At 70.2% G+C, this 17,771-nt stretch carries 16 protein-coding genes, 1 tRNA gene and 1 riboswitch; of the genes, 10 read left to right on the forward strand and 7 right to left on the reverse strand.

Features of this window, described 5'->3' with window-relative positions; all coding sequences use genetic code 11:
- The first annotated feature begins 34 nt into the window (after window positions 1-34).
- The 4 genes from cysS (at window position 35) to GKE56_RS14845 (ending at window position 3,675) form a co-directional block, all read left to right on the forward strand.
- The gene (gene cysS, locus GKE56_RS14830) at window positions 35-1,471 is read left to right on the forward strand and encodes a cysteine--tRNA ligase (RefSeq protein WP_154685202.1); all 1,437 of its coding nucleotides are present in this window, start codon (window positions 35-37) and stop codon (window positions 1,469-1,471) included.
- 11 nt (window positions 1,472-1,482) lie between these two features.
- On the forward strand, window positions 1,483-2,466 hold the full coding sequence (rlmB, locus tag GKE56_RS14835) for a 23S rRNA (guanosine(2251)-2'-O)-methyltransferase RlmB (RefSeq protein WP_154685203.1): 984 nt from the start codon (window positions 1,483-1,485) through the stop codon (window positions 2,464-2,466).
- 80 nt (window positions 2,467-2,546) lie between these two features.
- Complete coding sequence (locus GKE56_RS14840; RefSeq protein WP_154685204.1) at window positions 2,547-3,116, forward strand: hypothetical protein; 570 nt, start codon at window positions 2,547-2,549, stop codon at window positions 3,114-3,116.
- A gap of 130 nt (window positions 3,117-3,246) precedes the next feature.
- Window positions 3,247-3,675 (forward strand): DUF2752 domain-containing protein, encoded by a 429-nt coding sequence (locus GKE56_RS14845; protein ID WP_230209004.1) that lies wholly within the window; start codon window positions 3,247-3,249, stop codon window positions 3,673-3,675.
- A 241-nt stretch (window positions 3,676-3,916) separates the two neighbouring features.
- On the opposite strand, the gene GKE56_RS14850 is transcribed toward GKE56_RS14845, so the two are convergent.
- The 3 genes from GKE56_RS14850 to GKE56_RS14860 form a co-directional block, all read right to left on the reverse strand.
- On the reverse strand, window positions 3,917-4,849 hold the full coding sequence (locus GKE56_RS14850; RefSeq protein ID WP_154685206.1) for a hypothetical protein: 933 nt from the start codon (window positions 4,847-4,849) through the stop codon (window positions 3,917-3,919).
- 194 nt (window positions 4,850-5,043) lie between these two features.
- On the reverse strand, window positions 5,044-6,291 hold the full coding sequence (locus GKE56_RS14855) for a DUF4032 domain-containing protein (protein WP_154685207.1): 1,248 nt from the start codon (window positions 6,289-6,291) through the stop codon (window positions 5,044-5,046).
- A gap of 148 nt (window positions 6,292-6,439) precedes the next feature.
- Complete coding sequence (locus GKE56_RS14860) at window positions 6,440-7,555, reverse strand: ABC transporter ATP-binding protein (protein ID WP_154685208.1); 1,116 nt, start codon at window positions 7,553-7,555, stop codon at window positions 6,440-6,442.
- A gap of 196 nt (window positions 7,556-7,751) precedes the next feature.
- On the opposite strand from GKE56_RS14860, the gene GKE56_RS14865 reads away from it, so the two are divergent.
- Window positions 7,752-8,765: a LacI family DNA-binding transcriptional regulator gene (locus GKE56_RS14865; RefSeq protein ID WP_154685209.1), complete on the forward strand. Its 1,014-nt coding sequence runs from the start codon at window positions 7,752-7,754 to the stop codon at window positions 8,763-8,765.
- Here the strand turns inward: GKE56_RS14865 and otsB are convergent.
- Both otsB and GKE56_RS14875 read right to left on the reverse strand, forming a co-directional pair.
- Window positions 8,762-9,529 carry a trehalose-phosphatase gene (otsB, locus tag GKE56_RS14870; RefSeq protein ID WP_154685210.1) on the reverse strand — a complete coding sequence of 256 codons (768 nt, stop codon included), beginning with the start codon at window positions 9,527-9,529 and terminating at the stop codon, window positions 8,762-8,764. The two genes, GKE56_RS14865 and otsB, sit on opposite strands and share 4 nt — an antisense overlap.
- A complete protein-coding gene (locus GKE56_RS14875; RefSeq protein ID WP_154685211.1) occupies window positions 9,529-11,049 on the reverse strand; it encodes a trehalose-6-phosphate synthase in 1,521 nt (506 codons plus the stop codon). The genes otsB and GKE56_RS14875 overlap by 1 nt, the downstream gene beginning before the upstream one ends.
- A gap of 87 nt (window positions 11,050-11,136) precedes the next feature.
- Between GKE56_RS14875 and GKE56_RS14880 the strand changes: the two genes are divergently transcribed.
- From GKE56_RS14880 to GKE56_RS14900, 5 genes are all read left to right on the forward strand, one after another.
- Complete coding sequence (locus tag GKE56_RS14880) at window positions 11,137-11,565, forward strand: CBS domain-containing protein (protein WP_154685212.1); 429 nt, start codon at window positions 11,137-11,139, stop codon at window positions 11,563-11,565.
- A gap of 41 nt (window positions 11,566-11,606) precedes the next feature.
- Complete coding sequence (locus GKE56_RS16960; RefSeq protein WP_195908152.1) at window positions 11,607-13,250, forward strand: serine/threonine-protein kinase; 1,644 nt, start codon at window positions 11,607-11,609, stop codon at window positions 13,248-13,250.
- Window positions 13,247-14,734 carry a threonine/serine exporter ThrE family protein gene (locus tag GKE56_RS14890; RefSeq protein WP_154685213.1) on the forward strand — a complete coding sequence of 496 codons (1,488 nt, stop codon included), beginning with the start codon at window positions 13,247-13,249 and terminating at the stop codon, window positions 14,732-14,734. The genes GKE56_RS16960 and GKE56_RS14890 overlap by 4 nt, the downstream gene beginning before the upstream one ends.
- Before the next feature lie 106 nt (window positions 14,735-14,840).
- Window positions 14,841-15,016: riboswitch (cyclic di-AMP (ydaO/yuaA leader) on the forward strand.
- Between the two features lie 9 nt (window positions 15,017-15,025).
- Complete coding sequence (locus GKE56_RS14895) at window positions 15,026-15,787, forward strand: transglycosylase family protein (protein ID WP_154685214.1); 762 nt, start codon at window positions 15,026-15,028, stop codon at window positions 15,785-15,787.
- Between the two features lie 126 nt (window positions 15,788-15,913).
- Window positions 15,914-15,986, forward strand: a tRNA-Thr gene (locus GKE56_RS14900).
- A gap of 211 nt (window positions 15,987-16,197) precedes the next feature.
- On the opposite strand, the gene GKE56_RS14905 is transcribed toward GKE56_RS14900, so the two are convergent.
- Together GKE56_RS14905 and GKE56_RS14910 are read right to left on the reverse strand one after the other, a co-directional pair.
- A complete protein-coding gene (locus GKE56_RS14905; protein WP_195908153.1) occupies window positions 16,198-16,815 on the reverse strand; it encodes an RNA polymerase sigma factor in 618 nt (205 codons plus the stop codon).
- A 151-nt stretch (window positions 16,816-16,966) separates the two neighbouring features.
- Window positions 16,967-17,746 (reverse strand): hypothetical protein, encoded by a 780-nt coding sequence (locus GKE56_RS14910; protein WP_154685216.1) that lies wholly within the window; start codon window positions 17,744-17,746, stop codon window positions 16,967-16,969.
- Window positions 17,747-17,771: the final 25 nt, after the last annotated feature.

The raw sequence follows: 17,771 nt of genomic DNA on the forward strand, positions 1-17,771 counted from the left end.
GTCGGTGGGGACCCCCGCAGGTAGCCTTGCGCCCGTGAGCCTTCGCCTGTACGACACCGCCGCGCGCGAGCTGCGCGACTTCACCCCCCTGGAGCCGGGTCGCGTGGGCATCTACATCTGTGGGCTCACCACGCAGGCGGCTCCCCACATCGGGCACGTCCGCTTCGCCGTGGCGTTCGACGTCCTCCGCCGCTGGCTCGAGGGCCGCTACGGCTACGACGTCACCCTGGTGCGGAACGTCACCGACATCGACGACAAGATCCTCGCCAAGTCCGCCGACGCGGGTGAGCCCTGGTTCGCCCTGTCCTACCGCAACGAGCTGGCGACGACCGCCGCCCTCGCCTCCCTGGGGGTGTTGCCGCCCACCTACGAACCGCGCGCCACCGGTCACATCCCCGAGATGGTCACGCTCATGGAGACCCTGGTGGAGAAGGGCCACGCGTATGCCGCGCCCGACTCGAGCGGTGACGTGTACTTCGACGTGCGCAGCTTCCCCGGGTACGGCTCGCTGACCCACCAGAAGCTCGACGACATGGAGGCGGCGCAGGACGCCGACCCCCGGGGCAAGCGCGACCCCCGCGACTTCGCGCTGTGGAAGGGACACAAGCAGTCGGAGCCCGAGACGGCATCGTGGCCCACTCCCTTCGGCGACGGGCGCCCCGGCTGGCACCTCGAGTGCTCCGCCATGGCTCGCAAGTACCTCGGCGACGCCTTCGACATCCACGGTGGTGGTGTCGACCTCCGGTTCCCACACCACGAGAACGAGCAGGCGCAGTCACACGCGGCCGGCCTGGGCTTCGCCAACTACTGGCTGCACAACGCCTGGGTCACCGTGGGCGGTGAGAAGATGAGCAAGTCCTTGGGCAACTCGTTGATCGTCTCCGAGATCACCAAGGTCGCGCGTCCGCTCACGCTGCGCTACTACCTCACGGCCGCGCACTACCGCTCCACGATCGAGTACCACGAGGGTTCGCTGGCTGAGGCCGAGGCCACCGTCGAGCGCATCGAGGGGTTCCTCACCCGGGCGCTGCGCGTCCTGCCCGAGGGCACCTCGGTGACGCCTGACCCCTCTGTCGTGCCCGAGGCGTATGCCGCCGCGATGGACGACGACCTGAACGTCTCGGGCGCGCTCGCCGTGGTCCACGAGACGGTGCGCGCGGGCAACACCGCGCTCGACGACGGCGACGAGCAGACCGTGGCGACGACGTTCGCCCAGGTCGTGGCGATGACCGACCTGCTCGGCGTGAACCCGCTGGACCCACACTGGGGTCACGGCAGCGACAGCGGCAACGACGTCCACGCGGCGCTGGACGCGCTGGTGCAGGTGCAGCTCGAGGCGCGCGCCCAGGCGCGGGCCGCACGAGACTTTGCGACCGCGGACGCCATCCGCGACCACCTCGGTGCGGCAGGCATCGTCATCGAAGACACGGCGTCGGGAGCGAACTGGTCGCTCGCCCGCCGCGAAAGCTGAGAGGCACACTCATGGCAGGCAACTCCCAGCGCCGCGGCGCTGTCCGCAAGGGCAGCTCCAAGAAGGGCGCCTCGGTCGGATCGGGCGGGCAGCGACGACGTGGCCTCGAGGGTCGGGGTCCCACGCCCAAGGCGGAGGAGCGCCCCAACCACAAGGCCCACAAGCTGGCCAAGGCCGCCGCCAAGCGCGGCGGTCCGGCTACCGCCACCGGCGGCCGCGGGTCCGGGTCACGAGGACCGTCGCGGCGTGGTGGCAAGGCATCGAGCGAGATGGTCGCGGGCCGCAACGCCGTGGTCGAGGCACTGCGTGCTGACGTACCCGTCACGACGATGTACGTGGCTGGGCGCATCGATACGGACGACCGCGTCCGCGAGGCGCTCAAGATCGCCACCGAGCGCGGGATCGCCATCCTCGAGACCCCACGCGGTGAGCTCGACCGCCTCACCGACGGCGCAGTGCACCAGGGGCTCGCCCTGCAGGTGCCTCCCTATGAGTACGCCCACCCCAGCGACCTCATCGACCCCCAGGCACCCGGCATACCACTGGTCGTCGCGCTCGACGGCATCACGGACCCCCGCAACCTCGGTGCCATCGTGCGGTCCGTCGCGGCCTTCGGCGGGCACGGCGTCGTCGTGCCGGAACGCCGCTCGGTGGGCCTGACCGCCAGTGCCTGGAAGACATCGGCCGGGGCAGCCGCGCGGGTGCCGGTGGCCATGGCCGCGAACCTGACGCGCGCCCTGGAGGAGTACCGCAAGGCGGGCTTCTTCATCCTCGGTCTCGACATGGACGGCGACGTCTCGCTGCCGGATCTCGCCTTGGCGACCGAGCCGATCGTCATCGTCACCGGGTCCGAGGGCAAGGGCCTGTCGCGGCTGGTGCGCGAGACCTGCGACCAGATCGTGTCGATCCCGATGTCGTCCGCGGTCGAGTCACTCAACGCAGGCGTGGCGACCGGGGTCGTGCTCTACGAGGTGGCGCGGCGACGGGCGATCTGAGCACGAAAGCGGGGCGAGTCCGGTAGGTTCGCCCCGTCGCGCCCAAGGGGGAGCGGCTCACCGTCTGAAGGGACGACCGCATGTCTGACTACGGCACTCCGCCACCACCGCCTCCGGGCGACGGTCCTGGGCAGTACTCCGGCATGGAGTCCATGCCGGGTTACCAGGCCCCCGTCGCTGGAGCTCCGGTCGCACAACCCGCCTCGATCGCGATGGCCGTCAAGCTCATGTACGTGGGTGCGGCCCTGAGCCTCGTCGGCCTGTTGAGCACCTTCCTCATGCGCGGCACCATCCGCGATGCCGTCCAGAAGGCGTCCGACACCTCGACGACCCACCTGACCAGCTCCCAGGTCGATGCTGCTGTCGGCGTGGCCGTGGGCTTGGGCGTCGTGTCGGGCCTCGTTGGCGTCGCGCTGTGGCTCTGGATGGCTGCGGCGAACGGTAAGGGTCGCAAGTGGGCTCGGATCTTGGCCACGATCTTCTTCGCGTGCAGTGTGCTCAGCACCCTGGGCTCGCTCGCTCAGCACCCCCCGGTGCTCAGCCTCGTCGTCAGCATCATCTCCCTGGTCCTCGGGGCCTACATCATCTACCTGCTCTACCGTCCGGAGTCGACGCAGTACTACGCAGCCCAGTCGGCTCCGCGCGTCTAGCCGACCGGTAGCGAGCATCGCGCTGAGCGCGCCACCCGCCGAGCGGGTGGCGCGCTTGCGCGTCTCGGGCCGTGCCAGACTTGGACACCGGCACCACCCGGTGCGCGTGACGAGGCGAGGATCGATGCTGGTGCGTGACCGCGTCGCGCTGCGGCCAGGGGGCCGCAGCCAGGCCGTGGTGCTGCCCGCCCTCGTCGCGCTTGCCGGTGCGTGCGCCGTGGGCGTGGTGGCGGTGGTGGATCCGAACCAGCCGGGCCACTACCCGACGTGCCCCTTCCTCGCCCTCACCGGGCTCTACTGCCCGGGGTGCGGCTCGCTGCGGGCGGTCCACGACCTGGCCCACGGCGACCTGACAGGGGCACTGGCCCGCAACCCGCTGGCGGTGATTGCCGTGGCCGCCCTGGTGGCTGGATACCTGGCCTGGACCAGGCGACTCTGGCGCGGGCAGCCGCGCACCTGGGCCGCGCCACCATGGCTGCTCTACGGACTGCTGGGCATGGTCATCGCCTTCTGGGTGCTGCGCAACGTGCCCGGCTGGACCTGGCTGTCGCCCGCCTGAGGGTGGCAGCCCGAACGCCAGCAGCGCACCGATCGGCTGCAACCTGCGTGAGTCCCGACGGGGTTGGGTCCGCGAGCGTGTCGTCCTGCCGGGCCGATTGGGGGGAGTAGCAGGCGAACTCCGAATGGACACCACGGCGTGTCTGACGACGAGCCATCTGGGTCACGACCTCGGGGGCCTCAGGTTGATGGGTCAACCGACGCATCATTGGGTCGACATTGGGGCTGGTACCACCACACCCTCAGCGAGCTTCCCCAGCCTCCCCTGTGATCGTCGAGCTCGTGGTCGGACGGGTGGAGAGAGCAGGCCCTAGCCGCGTTGACCGCAGCCCGAAGCGGAGAAGCGCCGTGAGGCAGCCTCCTAGGCAGAAGACGAGCAGCAGAGCGCCGAGGATCTCGTGGACCCCGGCGGCCCGACCTCGGGCGTTGAAGCCCATCCGCGCAAGCGCCGCCTGAACCCGCGCTACGTCGCGCGTGGAGGAGGCCTTCACATAGACCGTGGGATATGCGTATCGATCAGGAACCGAACTCCCGCGCGCCAACCCGAGCTGTGCCGAGAGCAACGTGCGAAACAGCGAATCGCTGATGTAGATGGCCGATTCACCATCGGCCCCCGGCGTTGAGTTGTCGAAGAGCCCGATGACACGCACCGTCGTCTCTGCCGCTTCGCCCCGTGAGGGGCCTGTTGCCTTCGTGTACTGAATGGTCAGGTGCTTGCCGAGTAGAGCCGCTGTGGTCGCGCCACCATGCGAGTCCGGGAGGTAGATCTCGTCGTCAACGGGCAGGTGCTCAGGGGGGATCCCCGGGACGGTGGTCGTCACGCGCGGCTGTATCCACGGCGTACGCGGAGTCGCCCAGAACGCTCCGGCCGGGCTCGACCCCGCGGCGCCGACAATCGAGATCCCGAACTGCGCAGCGGGTCTCACGTCCTGCACACCGGGGATCGCGCGCATCGCAGCGATTGCCTTGGCGGTCAAGGGTTTGCCGGTACCACGCGAGTCGACCGAGTCGATCTGCAGCCCGCTGCGGGCGGAGCCGTCGTCCAGCGCTGTGGCCGATGGCGACCCTGCTCGACTGACGGCTCCGGAGACGGCCGGCGCCATCACCGCTGCCAGCCCGGTGGCCGTGAGGATGAAGGCAACGCGCGTCAGCGCCGTGCGCGGGTTACGTCGCAAGAAGGCCGCCCTTCCCCTCGGAATGTTCCCCAAGCCTCCACACCCGACAGCTCCCGCGGATCGGTTGCTGCCGGGGTGACGCTAGCGAGCGATCCGACGCCGTCGCTACGGCTATTCGAGGTTCCTATGGCTCGTTGACCCGGGCCGGCCGGGTGTGCTAGCCAACGGGAGGCGCGGCCTGACGGTCGAACACCTCAGTCGTCGAACATGGCGACGACGGGCATCTCCACTGTGTCGACGCCGACTACGGTCGCCTCGTCGGGCTTGCCCGGCAGCACGGTTGCGACGTAGTCCCTGATGGCGTCCTCGATCGGGACGTCGTGACCCGCGCGCTCCGACATGTACCACCGGTGCTCGAGCACCTCGTGAAACAGCTCAGCCGACTCGAGCTTGCCCGCGAGCTCGCGCGGAACGGTCCGGGTGATCGGCTCGTAGATGCGCGACAACCAGTCGTGGGCGACGATCTCCTCGTCGTCGTTCTGGCGGTCCTGGGATGCGCGGTAGGAGTCGAGGTCGTTGAGCAGCCGGCGGGCTTGGTTCTCCTCGACATCGAGTCCGGTGAGCCGCAGTAGACGTCGCGAATGATGGCCTGCATCAACGACTTTCGGCTGGATCTGGATGTGCGTGCCGTCGAAGTCCGTGGTGATCGCGAGCTCGTCGATGTCGAATCCGAGCTCGTTGAGCCGCCGGATGCGCTCGTCCACCCTCCACCGGTCGCCCCGCTCGAACCGCTCGAGTCCGGTGAGCTCGTCCCACAGGTCGCGGTAGCGGCACACCAGACGGTTGGAGGTGTCGATCGCATCGGTGCCGGCCTCGAGGTAACCGCCCGCCTCGAGGTCCATCAGCTCGCCGGCGATGTTGACCCGGGCGATCTCGAGGTCGTGTTCGCGCTGCCCCGTGGTGAGCGACTGGTGCAGCTCACCGGTCTCGGCGTCGACGAGGTATGCCGCGAACGCGCCGGCGTCACGACGGAAGAGGGTGTTGGACAGGGACACGTCGCCCCACCAAAAGCCGATCAGGTGCAGGCGCACGAGCAGGACGGCCAGGGCGTCGATGAGGCGGGTCGTCGTGTCAGGGCGCAGCGACTGGCTGAAGAGGGCGCGGTAGGGCAGGGCGAACTGCAGGTGCTGGGTGATCAGGCAGGCGTCCAGCGGCTCGCCGTCGACCCCGACGCGTCCGCTGACGACCCCGGACGGTTCGACGCACGGCACCTCGAGCCGGTTGAGGTTTCGCAGCATCTGGTACTCGCGCACCGCGATGTCGGCCTTGATCTCCTTGACCGCGAGGACGCGCTTGGACAGCTTGACGAAACGGACGACGTGACGCGAGATGCCTCGGGGGAGAGCCGCCAGGACCTCCTCGGGCCAAGTCTCGAGTGGCAGTTCCCAAGGCAGGTCGAGCAGGGCCGGGTCGGGTCGCGCTGCGGTGATCTGGAGGGCCACGACTTCATGCTCCCAGATCACGGGTCAACCCGGTGGTCCGTGTCAGCGCCGCCCGACCCCACAGCGCGGATACGCCGGTGGCCGCACACGCCGGTGGCCGGCACCCCGGGAGGGGTGCCGGCCACGCGGCATACGGGAAAGGCGGTTGTCAGTCGGCGAGGCGCAGGCCGCTCTCGGCGTCGAACAGGTGCACGTGACCCTGCTTCGGCGCGAGGAACACCGTCTCGCCCTTCTTCGGGGGGCGCCGACCGTCGACCCGGGCGATGAACGGGCGCTCGGGGGCGTCGCTGTCCTCGTCGGCCTCGACGTGCTGGTGGACCTTGGCCGAGCCGTAGATGTAGGCGTCAGCGCCGAGCTCCTCGACGACGTCGACACTGACCGGGATGCCGCCGCCACCTTCGGTGGTCAGCTCGAGGTCCTCGGGGCGCACGCCCAACGTGATGGACTTGCCGTGCGCGGCCGCCAGGATGGCCCGGTCGACGGGCATCACGCTGCCGGCCACCTTGATGCCGCCGTCGGCCACGTCGACGTCGAGGAGGTTCATCGCGGGCGAGCCGATGAAGCCGGCGACGAAGACGTTGTCCGGGTGGTCGTACATGCGGCGCGGGGTGTCGCACTGCATGAGCAGGCCGTCCTTGAGCACGGCGACGCGGTCACCCATGGTCATGGCCTCGACCTGGTCGTGGGTGACGTAGACGGTGGTGACACCGAGGCGGCGCTGCAGCGACGCGATCTGGGTGCGGGTCTGCACGCGGAGCTTGGCGTCGAGGTTCGACAGCGGCTCGTCCATGAGGAACACCTGGGGGGAGCGCACGATCGCGCGACCCATGGCGACACGCTGGCGCTGGCCACCGGACAGGGCCTTCGGCTTGCGCTCGAGGTACTGCTCGAGGTCGAGGATCTTGGCAGCCTCCTCGACGCGCTTGCGGATCTCCGCCTTGTCGACGCCGGCGATCTTGAGCGCGAAGCCCATGTTGTCGGCGACCGTCATGTGGGGGTAGAGCGCGTAGTTCTGGAAGACCATCGCGACGTCGCGGTCCTTGGGTGACAGGTTGGTGACGTCGCGGTCACCGATCCAGATCTTGCCGGCGTTGACCTCTTCGAGGCCCGCGAGCATGCGCAGGGAGGTGGACTTGCCACACCCGGACGGGCCAACGAGGACGAGGAACTCGCCGTCCTCGATGTCGATGTTGAGCTTGTCCACGGAGGGCTTGTCGTTGCCCGGGTAGAGCCGGGTTGCCTCGTCGAACTTGACTGTTGCCATGGCTTCGTTGCCTTTCCTTCACCGGCAGGAACGTGCCGGACGATCCGTTGTAAAGGTGGTGCCGCCGCAGACGTCGGTGTCGCGGTGGGGTCAGTCTGGCCCACACCACGCCGTTGCGCCATAGCCCGTCCGCGCTGTGTGAAAGATCTTGCGCATTCGGTCCGAGCACGCTGCAATTTCTTGCTACGGTCACCCTGTGAAGGCACGACTGGCGGACATCGCGGCGCACGCCGACGTCAGCGAGGCGACCGTGAGCCGCGTGCTCAACGGCAAGCCCGGGGTGGCGGCGACCACCCGCGAAGTCGTGCTCAACTCCCTCGACGTGCTCGGCTACGACCGGCCCTCTCGACTGCGACCGCGCACCGCCGACCTCGTCGGGCTGATCGTGCCCGAGCTGACCAACCCGATCTTTCCGGCGTTCGCGCAGATCATCGAGACCGCGCTCGCGCGCCACCAGTTCACCCCGGTGCTGTGCACCCAGACGCCGGGGGGCGTTCATGAGGACGACTACGTCCAGATGCTGCTCGACCGGGGCGTCGCCGGCATCATCTACGTCTCCGGGCAGCACGCCGACACCACCAGCGACCCGGAGCGCTACCTGCGGCTGCGCGAGCGCGGCCTGCCGATCGTGCTCGTCAACGGCTACCACGAGGCCATCGACGCCCCCTTCATCTCGAACGACGACGTGGCCTCGATGGAGCTCGCCCTGACCCACCTGGTCCAGCTCGGGCACACCCAGATCGGCCTGGCCGTCGGCCCCGACCGGTTCGTCCCCGTCATCCGCAAGATCACCGGGTTCCGCGCCTCCATGCGCAGCCTGTTGGGACGCGAGGATGTCGAGGAGCTCATCGAGCGCACCCTCTTCTCGGTCGAGGGTGGCGACACCGCCGGGGCCCGACTGTTGGAGAAGGGCTGCACGGCGGTGGTCTGCGGTTCCGACCTGATGGCCCTCGGCGCGATCCGCGCGGCTCGTCGGGCAGGGTTGCGGGTGCCCGAGGACTTCTCGGTGGTCGGCTACGACGACTCGCCGCTGATCCCGTTCACGGACCCGCCGCTGACGACGGTCCGCCAGAGCGTCCAGGCCATGTCCGAGGCCGCGGTCCGGGCGTTGCTCGACGAGATCGCCGGTGAGCCGGCCCCTCGGGCAGAGTTCGTGTTTCGCCCCGAGCTCGTGGTCCGGGCGTCGACAGGAGCGGTGCCCTCGCGTTAGGCCGTGGGGTTGCGTCGGGCGACGAGCATCGACAGGGCGTCTGCGACGTCCTCGGGGGTGTCCACGCGATACGCCGCCGCGGTCGGTCCGTCACCGACCTTCACGCCCACATCGGCCTCGGACAGGAGTCGGAACACGTCCTCGTCGGTGACGTCGTCGCCGAAGTAGACAACGGCATCCGCGCTCACGGCATCGCGCAAGGCCATGAGGGCAGTGCCCTTGTCGGCGCGGACCACGCTCATCTCGACCACGTGCTTCCCGTGCATCACGTGCGCCTCGGTATGCCGGGCCGCCACCTTGATGGCCGCGTCCTCGGCGGCCCGTGCGGGGCCGGCCTCCATGCCGCGGGTGTGCAGCACGACCGCTGCGGGCTTGTGCTCCACCCCCGACCCGGGGTGCTCGGCGGCGACCGTTGCGACATCGTCGACCAAGGCGGCCAGGGCGTCGGCGCGGGAGCCGTCGAGGTCGTTCGAACTGGTGTCGGCGCTGGACTCCGCGCCGTGGCTACCGATCCGGGTCACGGCGCTGTCGGCCAGGCCGGTGAGCTGGGTCAGCGTCGAGAGGTCCCGCCCGGACACGACGGCCGCATGGGTCGAGGGCAGCGAGGCGAGGGACTCGAGGTCCTCGAGCGTGCCCGGCAGGGCCCGGGACTGCGACGGGTCCAGGACGAGCGGGGCCAGGACACCGTCGAAGTCGGTGGCCACGAGCAGGGTTGGCGCCGTGGCCGCGCGGCCAAGGGCGGCGGCCACGGTCTCGGGCACCATCAGCGCTGCCCGCCCGGGTTGGCGGCGTGGTGCAGGTCCTCTGCCTGGCGGTCGGCGCTCGCGAGCACCTCGTCGTCCTCCCGCTCGCGGGTGGAGCGGGTCGGTCGCTCGGGGGCGTTGGCGAGGTTCTCGAGGAACCGGTGCGCCCACCGCTGGACATCGTGGTCGGCGACCCGGCGGCGCATCGCGCGCATGAGCCGGCGCTTGTCCTTGGCTGGTGTCTCGATGGCGCGCATGATCGTCTGCTTGAGGCCCTCGATGTCGTGGGGGTTGCAGACGAAGGCCTGGTGCAGCTCGTGGAAGGCCCCGGTGAACTCCGACAGGACCAGCGCTCCACCCTCGTCGTGGCGGCAGGTGACGTACTCCTTGGCCACGAGGTTCATGCCATCGCGCAGCGGCGTGACGAGCAGCACGTCCGCGGCCAGGTAGAGCGCGGCCATTTCCTGACGAGGGTAGGAGTGGTGCAGGTAGTGGACGGCGGGCGAGCCGATGCGGCTGTGGTCGCCGTTGAGCCGCCCGACTTCGCCCTCGATCTCCTGGCGGAGCTCGCGGTATGCCGCGACGCGCTCGCGGCTGGGCGTTGCCACCTGGACGAACGTCTCTCGCGGGGGCGCGACGTTGCCCTCCTCGAGCAGCTCGCCGTAGGCCTTGATGCGGTGGCCGATGCCCTTGGTGTAGTCGAGCCGGTCGACCCCCAGCAGCAGGGTGTCGGGGTCGCCGAGCGAGGCCCGGATCTCCTTGGCGCGAGCTTGGGTCTCGGGCAGCATCGCGAGCTCCTGGAGCCCGACGAAGTCGATCGAGATGGGCACGGCACTGGCGCGGACGCGGCGCGCGTTCTCGCCACGGGCCACCGACACGGTGTCACCCTTGGTGGGCAGGCCGAGCAGCTGACGGCAGGCTCGGACGAAGTTCTGGGCGTCGGCCACCCGCTGGAAACCGAGGTAGTCGGCGCCCAGCAAGCCCTCGAGCAGGGCGCGACGCCAGGGCAGCTGGGCGAAGAGCTCGACCGGGGGGAACGGAATGTGGTTGAACCACCCGATCCGCACGTCCGGGCGCAGCTCGCGCAGCATGGCGGGCACGAGCTGGAGCTGGTAGTCGTGGACCCACACCGTGGCGCCCGGCGCGGCGACCTCGCTGACCGCCTCGGCGAACCGCCGGTTCACCCGTTCGTATGCCGTGAACCAGTACCGGTGGAAGGTCGCCGGCACGATGACGTCGTGGTAGATCGGCCAGAGGGTGTCGTTGCTGTAGCCCTCGTAGTAGTCGGCGATGTCCTCGTCCGACAGCGCGATCGGTCGCAGGTACATCTCGTCCTGGGTGAACGGCTCCGGAGCCTCACCGGGCTCACCGGCCCAGCCCACCCAAGCGCCCTCGCGGCTGCGCATGACCGACTCCATCGCGGTGACCAAGCCGCCAGGACTGGTCCGCCAGGAGACCTCGCCGGATGGGTCGACCACGCGGTCGACCGGCAGCCGGTTGGCGGCGATGACCAGGTCGAAAGTCTCGGGCGTTCGGTGCACGGGCAATCAGCTCCACGGGTGGTCAACGACCCCAGCCTAAAGCGCATCCCTCTGGCGGCGACCCCCGGGCCGGTCTACGGTCGGTGCATGAGGATCTCCGATGTGGTTCGCCGCAAGGGCGACATGGTGGTGACGGTGAAGCCGGACGAGACCGTGGAGCGGCTCCTCGCCCTGCTGGAGGAACACAGGATCGGCGCCCTGGTGGTCAGCGAGGACGGCGAGACCGTCGGGGGAATCGTCAGTGAGCGCGATGTCGTGCGCCATCTCCACCGCGATGGCGCGGCAGTGCTCTTGGCGCCCATCTCGCAGATCATGACGGCTGACGTGAAGACCTGTGACCTCGACGAGCCCATCGACGAGCTGGCTCGCACGATGACCGAGCTGCGCATCCGCCACGTGCCGGTGGTGGTGGACGGCCGGCTGCGCGCGATCGTCAGCATCGGCGACATCGTCAAGCACCGGATCGACGAGCTCCAGACCGAGCGTGACCAACTTGTTGGGTACATCCAGCAGTAGCCTTCCCGGCTTCGCACAGGCCGTTCACTTACCGTAGGGGCATGACGACGGAGGCCATCGAGGGGAACGACGGCGGCTTCGGCGCGCCCGGCGGGCCCCAGATCGGTCCGTACCGCCTGATCCAGCAGCTGGGTGAGGGCGGCATGGGCGTGGTCCACCTCGCCCTCGACCCCAACGGGCGCGCCGTCGCCCTGAAGCTGCTGCGTCCGCACGTGGCGCACGACCGTGACGCCCGAACGCGGCTGCGGCGCGAGGTCGACGTGCTCACCCGCATCCGCGACCCACGAGTAGCGGCTGTCGTCGACGCGGACCTTGACGGGGACCGCCCCTACCTGGTCACGCGCTACGTCCCCGGGCCCGCTCTCGACGAGGTGGTCAAGCAGCACGGCCCCATGCGTGGCCAGGACCTGCTGCGTCTGGGCGACGGGCTGGCCGCAGCCCTGCACGCCATCCACGACGCCGAGGTGATCCACCGCGACCTCAAGCCCGGCAACGTCCTCATGCTCGACGGGGACCCCGTGCTCATCGACTTCGGCATCGCCCACGTGGCCGACGACGTGCGAATCACCCTGACCGGGCTGGTGATGGGCACGCCTGGCTACCTCTCGCCCGAGGTGGTCGAGGGTGCGCCGGTGACCGTGGCCACCGACTGGTGGGGATGGGCCGCCACGCTCGCCTTCGCCGCGAGTGGCGCCCCACCGTTCGGTCGCGGCCCGATGGACGTCGTGCTCTCGCGGGTGAGTCGTGGTGACGCCGACCTGTCCGGCGTCGACCCGCGGCTCGCGCCCCTGTTGTATGCCGCGCTGTCGCCCGTGCCGAGCGAGCGCCCCGATGCCGAGGAGGTCGTCGAAGCCCTGGGGCGCTACGCCGACGGTCGCCCCGTCACGGGCGCGCTGCCGGTCACGACTCGGCATACCCAGGTCATCGAGCGGTCCGGGACCGCGCACTGGGACCGGTCACCCGTGGCAGCTGCGCCCGCGCCGCCCGAGGACGACGTGCTGCCCTGGGACGCGCCGGAAGAGGAGGTCTCCGACTGGCAGGCGGCCTGGGAGGGTGGACCGGGCGAGCCGGACCCGCGCATCGGGCGCCCCAACCGCACGGGCACGCTCATCGCCCTGATGCTGGCGCTGGTGGCGGGTGTCGCAGCGTTCCCGATCGTCGCCATTGCGGTGGCAGTGCTCATCTCTTGGGTCGCTCGAACCGTCGACCGGTCGGTGACCTCGCTGGTGCTGCGCCGCCATCACCGCGGGCGGCGCCGCAGCGACGTGCCGGTGGCCGTGGTCGCGAGTCCGTGGCATCTCGTCGTGGGCGCCCTGGCCACCGTGGTCAGCGCGATCCTGCCGCTGGTGGTCGGGGTGTGTGCCGTGTTCAGCACTGCTCTGGCGATGGTGGCGGTCACCGGCGGATCGCCGCATCCGGACACCTCGCCCGCGTTGGCCGTCGGGGGCGTGATCGCCGTGCTGATGGCCTGGTGGGGTCCTGGCGGCTCCGGCCTGCGACGAGGCACCCGCAGCATCGTCCGGGGCACGAGCCCCGGTCCAACGGCCCATCGGATCGCCGTCGGCATCGCCCTGGTGCTCGCGCTGGGACTGGCCGCGTGGGCGGCCCAGCACTCCGGCGTACCCCAGTGGTGGCCGTCCAAGGCGCCGACGTCGCTGGTGCCCGTCACTGGCCTGACCGGATGAACCAAGGGGACCCCACCCCGCGTCCGCCGCACTCGCGCCGCCCCGACCTGCGACGGAGCCGGATCTGGCGCGGGGAGGAGCTCACCGAGACGCTCCCGATGGTCGAGTCGCTGCGCCACACGCCCTACCGCAACGTGCGCATCCGCAAGGCTGCTGCGGAGGAACGAGAGGCTCGGGCCTCGCTCGACCTTGCCCTGCGGGTGGGCGAGCTGATGCTGCGGTGCGGCGCCGGTGCCCCCCAGGTCGAGTCCTCGGTCATCGCGGTCGCCGCCGCCGCTGGGCTCGACAACCTCGAGGTGGACATCACCCTGCAGTCGCTGTTGGTCCAGTGCACGACCGCGTCGGGCGCTCCGATCACGATGCTGCGCGTGGTGCGCTCGGCCAGCCGCGACTTCGCCCGGCTCACGGCGGTGCACGAGTTCGTCGAGACGCTCGTGACCGATGGGTACGACCGCGAGGCTGCGGCCGCGCGACTGCGCGAGATTCGCCGGGCGCCACGGTTCTGGCCGAGCTGGGCCGTGCGCGGTTCCCTGGGGGTCGTCGCGGCCGCCATCGCGACGATGCTGGGGGCCGGGCTGGTCGCGGCGCTCGTCGCCGGCGTCTCGGCGTTGGTGGTCGGTCTGGCGGCTCGCTCGCTGGGGCGCCGCGGACTGCCCGAGTTCTACCAGTGCGCCATCGGTGGGTTTCTCGCCACGGTGATCGCGTGGGGTGCGTTCAGCCTCGGGGCGCGGGGCTGGCTGCCGGTCAGCTCCTCGGAGTTCGCGTTCATCGTGGCAGGTGGGATCACCGTGCTCCTGCCGGGACGAACGGTCGCGTCGGCCTTCGAGGACGCCATCTCCGGCTACTCGGTCACCGGTGCCGGCCGGATGTTCGCTGTCTTCCTCACCACGGCCGGGATCATCCTGGGCGTGGCGACGGGGCTGTCGCTCACCCTGTCGCTCACCGAGGTCTTCGGACTGGAGCTGGCCTCGCCGTCGATCGTCGCCACCAGGGCGCTGAACGCACCGGTCGACCTCGCGCTGGTCGGTGCGACGATCGTCGGTGTGGCGGGAGCCGTCTCGCTCCGCAGTCGGCGCCGGCTCGTGCTGCCTGCGGGGGTGCTGTGCGCAGTGAGCGTGGGGGTGTCGCTCGCGGTGGCGCGGGTCGACCGGCTGGGACCACTGGCGGCCGCAGGGTGCGCCGCCATGGTCCTGGGGTTCGCTGGGCGGCTGATCGCCCTGCGGCTCGGCGCCCCGGCCATGGTGCTCGTCGTCCCGGCGTCGTACGGCCTGCTGCCCGGGCTGGCGATCTTCCGAGGGCTCTACGAGATGGTGAACGGGTCCTCCAAGGCGGCCGGGTCCTTGTCGTTGCAAGGCGGTATCACCACGTTGCTCGGGGCCATGGCCGTGCTGCTGGCGATCGCGGCGGGCAGCGTGCTGGGCGAGTTCCTCGCCGCGCCGTTCGACCGCGGGATCGTCCAGAAGCGACGCGCTCGCCGCCGCTGACGGGTGCCATTTCTGCCGTTTTTCTTGTGGTCGATCACACACCGCCCTTACGGTGGACCCTTGGTGCCGTCCGGTACCCACAACTGAACACGGCATACCCACACGCACACCCGCAGCGCCGAGCCTCGTCAGGCGGGTGACATCGCCGGAATGGCTCCGGGCAGACGAGGGCGGGGGACCCAATGCGGCCGCATGCGGCCTTGGGGTGAAGCCGGTCCGCCGGCCGGGCACCTGACAGCCCGAACCCGACAGCTCACCTCGCAGGCGCAGGTCAGGAAAGGACCTAGGCACATGTTCTATGCCCCCAAGCACTCTGCCCGGAGCATCAACCCCGTCAAGCGCCGCATCGTCGGCAGCGCCGCGGCCGGTGTCGCCAGCGTCGCGGGTGGCCTGGCCGCCGCGAACTCTGCGTCGGCCGCAGGCAGCGTCTGGGACAGCGTGGCGTCGTGCGAGAGCGGCGGCAACTGGTCCATCAACACCGGCAACGGCTACTACGGTGGACTGCAGTTCTCCGGCTCCACCTGGCGTGCCTACGGCGGCGGCGCCTACGCCCCGCGGGCCGACCTCGCGAGCCGCAGCGAGCAGATCACGGTGGCCCAGCGCGTGTTGGCCTCACAGGGTCCAGGCGCGTGGCCGACGTGCGGAGCCCGCGCCGGCCTGAGCCGCGCCAGTGGCGGAGGTGTCGTGGCTGCCGCTGCCCGCACCTCGGCACCTGAGGCGTCTCGGTCGGCGGTGCGGACGGCTCCGCCCAGCTACCGCTCCTCGGTGGTCCACCACTCCTCCGTCGCGGTCGGCAGGCTCGTCGTCGACGGCATCCGTGGCCCGAAGACCAACGCCGCGATCGAGCGCTGGGTCGGCGGGTCGGTCGACGGCAACCTGTCGCGGGCCGACATCAAGGCGCTGCAACGCAAGGTCGGCTCAGTCCCCGACGGCGTCATCGGCCCGAAGACGGTGCGGGCCCTCCAGGCGAAGATCGGCGCGCGCGCGAACGGCTCGCACTCGCTCGACCGCGCGACGGTCATGGCGCTGCAGAGGTACCTCAACTCGCACTGACCCCGTAGCTCCGATGGCCCGGCTCCCTCACGGACGCCGGGCCATCGCGCGCCCGGGCACCACCGGCGTGTGTATGCCGCGTCGTCGCCTTGGGTACGATCGTCCCCGCCCGCCTGAGGCGGGCTCGCCGGCGTGGCGCAATTGGCAGCGCACCTGTCTTGTAAACAGGGGGTTAGGGGTTCAAGTCCCCTCGTCGGCTCTCTGACCAGCAAAAACGCGCCGTGCGGCCATCGGAACACGAGGTGCGGAGCTCACCGGCTCATCGCCGCGTCACGATGTCGGCGCCTGCGCGTCTCACCGGTGACTGGTCGGGGAATGACCGGTCACCGGACGGCAGGCGCCCCACCGGCAGGCCACACGGGTTGCCTGCCGTCCGCTTCCCGGTGCACTCGGGTCGGTGGGCGGGATCGTCAGGCGGCAGCGGCGACCTGATCGGCGAGGTCCGTCAACGCCTTGCGCATGCCGCGCCTGGCCCGCAGGCCGAGCTGGCGCGCGCCGCCCACGCTGAGTCCGAGCTCGTCGGCGACGTCCTGGTAGGGAAGGTTCTCCACGTAGACCATCACCAGGACCCGCTGCCACCGCTCAGGTAGCGTCGCCAAGGCCTCTCGCATCCGCTGGTTGAACAGTGCTTCGAGCACAAGGTGCTCCGGGGACTCCTCGAGGATCCGGGCTGCGAGGTCGGGGTTGGCGAGGGCCGCGTCCTCAATGTCAGCGACCCAGCGCAGGCGGCGGTCAGCGCGGAGCCGGTTCACGTGCAGGCGTAGCACGACGGCCCGTAGGTAACCCATGAAGGCCACCCGAGGGCCGCCGCCTGCAGCTAGTTGCTGCCACGTCCGTGCGAACGCCTCGGCGACCAGCTCCTCAGCGAGGTGGTCATCGAGGACCAGCCGCCGTGCGTAGCGCCGCGCCTGCCGGACGTGGTTTGCATACAGCTCGGCGAATGCCTCGCGGTCGCCACAGCGGGCATTCTCGATCAGTTGCTCAACGGTCGCCGCCTGCCCGGGCTCCGTGAAGGTGAGTTGGACCATGGCCATCCCCTTGCGGTCTTCCCTGCGCGTGCGCGCCAGTCCAGGCGCTCACCGAGTATCGCGGTGGCCGCGTGGCTCGACTGCGGGTATCGGCAGAATCCACAGGAAGCCGCCACCCATTTCCGGGAAAGTCCGGACTCGTTCTTCTGGCTCAGGGGCAGGGCAAGGTGACGAGGATGGGAGTGAGCCAGACGTTGTAGTTGGCCGCGCCGGTTGAGGTGTTGTCGAGCAGCCGGTAGCCAACGGTGAACTGCGACAGGGCGGCCGCGGTGACGGGGACGTCGCCCGCCGTGGAGGTGTTGGGCAGCGAGGCCATGGTGGGGACGGAGTTGGGCCGCCGTCGCCACGGATCAGCGGAGGTGCCGGTGCCGGTGAGGTACGCCGTGTCTTGCACGGTTCCCGCCATCGCCGAGGTTGAGGTCAGAAAGACGCGTTCGGCGCCTGCGTTGTTGCTGTTGCCGTTGAACGCCGTCCCGTCGATGTCGGCGATCGTGAACGAGGCGTTGAGGACCGGTTGGCTGAAGGCGAAGCTGTAGTCGGCGCCTGTCACCGTGGTGTTCGTCGTGTTCCGCAGCCGGGTCAGACCCAGGTCGAGGCCCGGCCCGGGTGTCCCGCCGATCGGCCCAGCCGTACCCGACAGGTTGTTGGGATTCACGGTGGAGAAGGTCGGCCCGACGATCGTCGCGGTCACGGTCAAGGTGAGAACTGGGACCGACCCGTTTCCGAGCGGGTTGACCCAGGTGTAGACGCCGGTGGTGGGGCTCGTCCGTGTGTATGCCGCGGACGTCCAGTCGGTCACGAGCTGGGCCGGCGTGCAGGCGTTTGACGCCGCGGCGGCCGGGGCAGCGGTGGCCAGGATGACGGCTGGGGTCGTCCAGACTGCGCCCTTGACCACCAACCGCCTCGACAGGCCAGGTGGATCCGTTGCCATTCGTACCCCTTGGGACAATGCGGTC

The organism is Nostocoides sp. HKS02, from assembly GCF_009707485.1.
GTDB lineage: Bacteria > Actinomycetota > Actinomycetes > Actinomycetales > Dermatophilaceae > Pedococcus.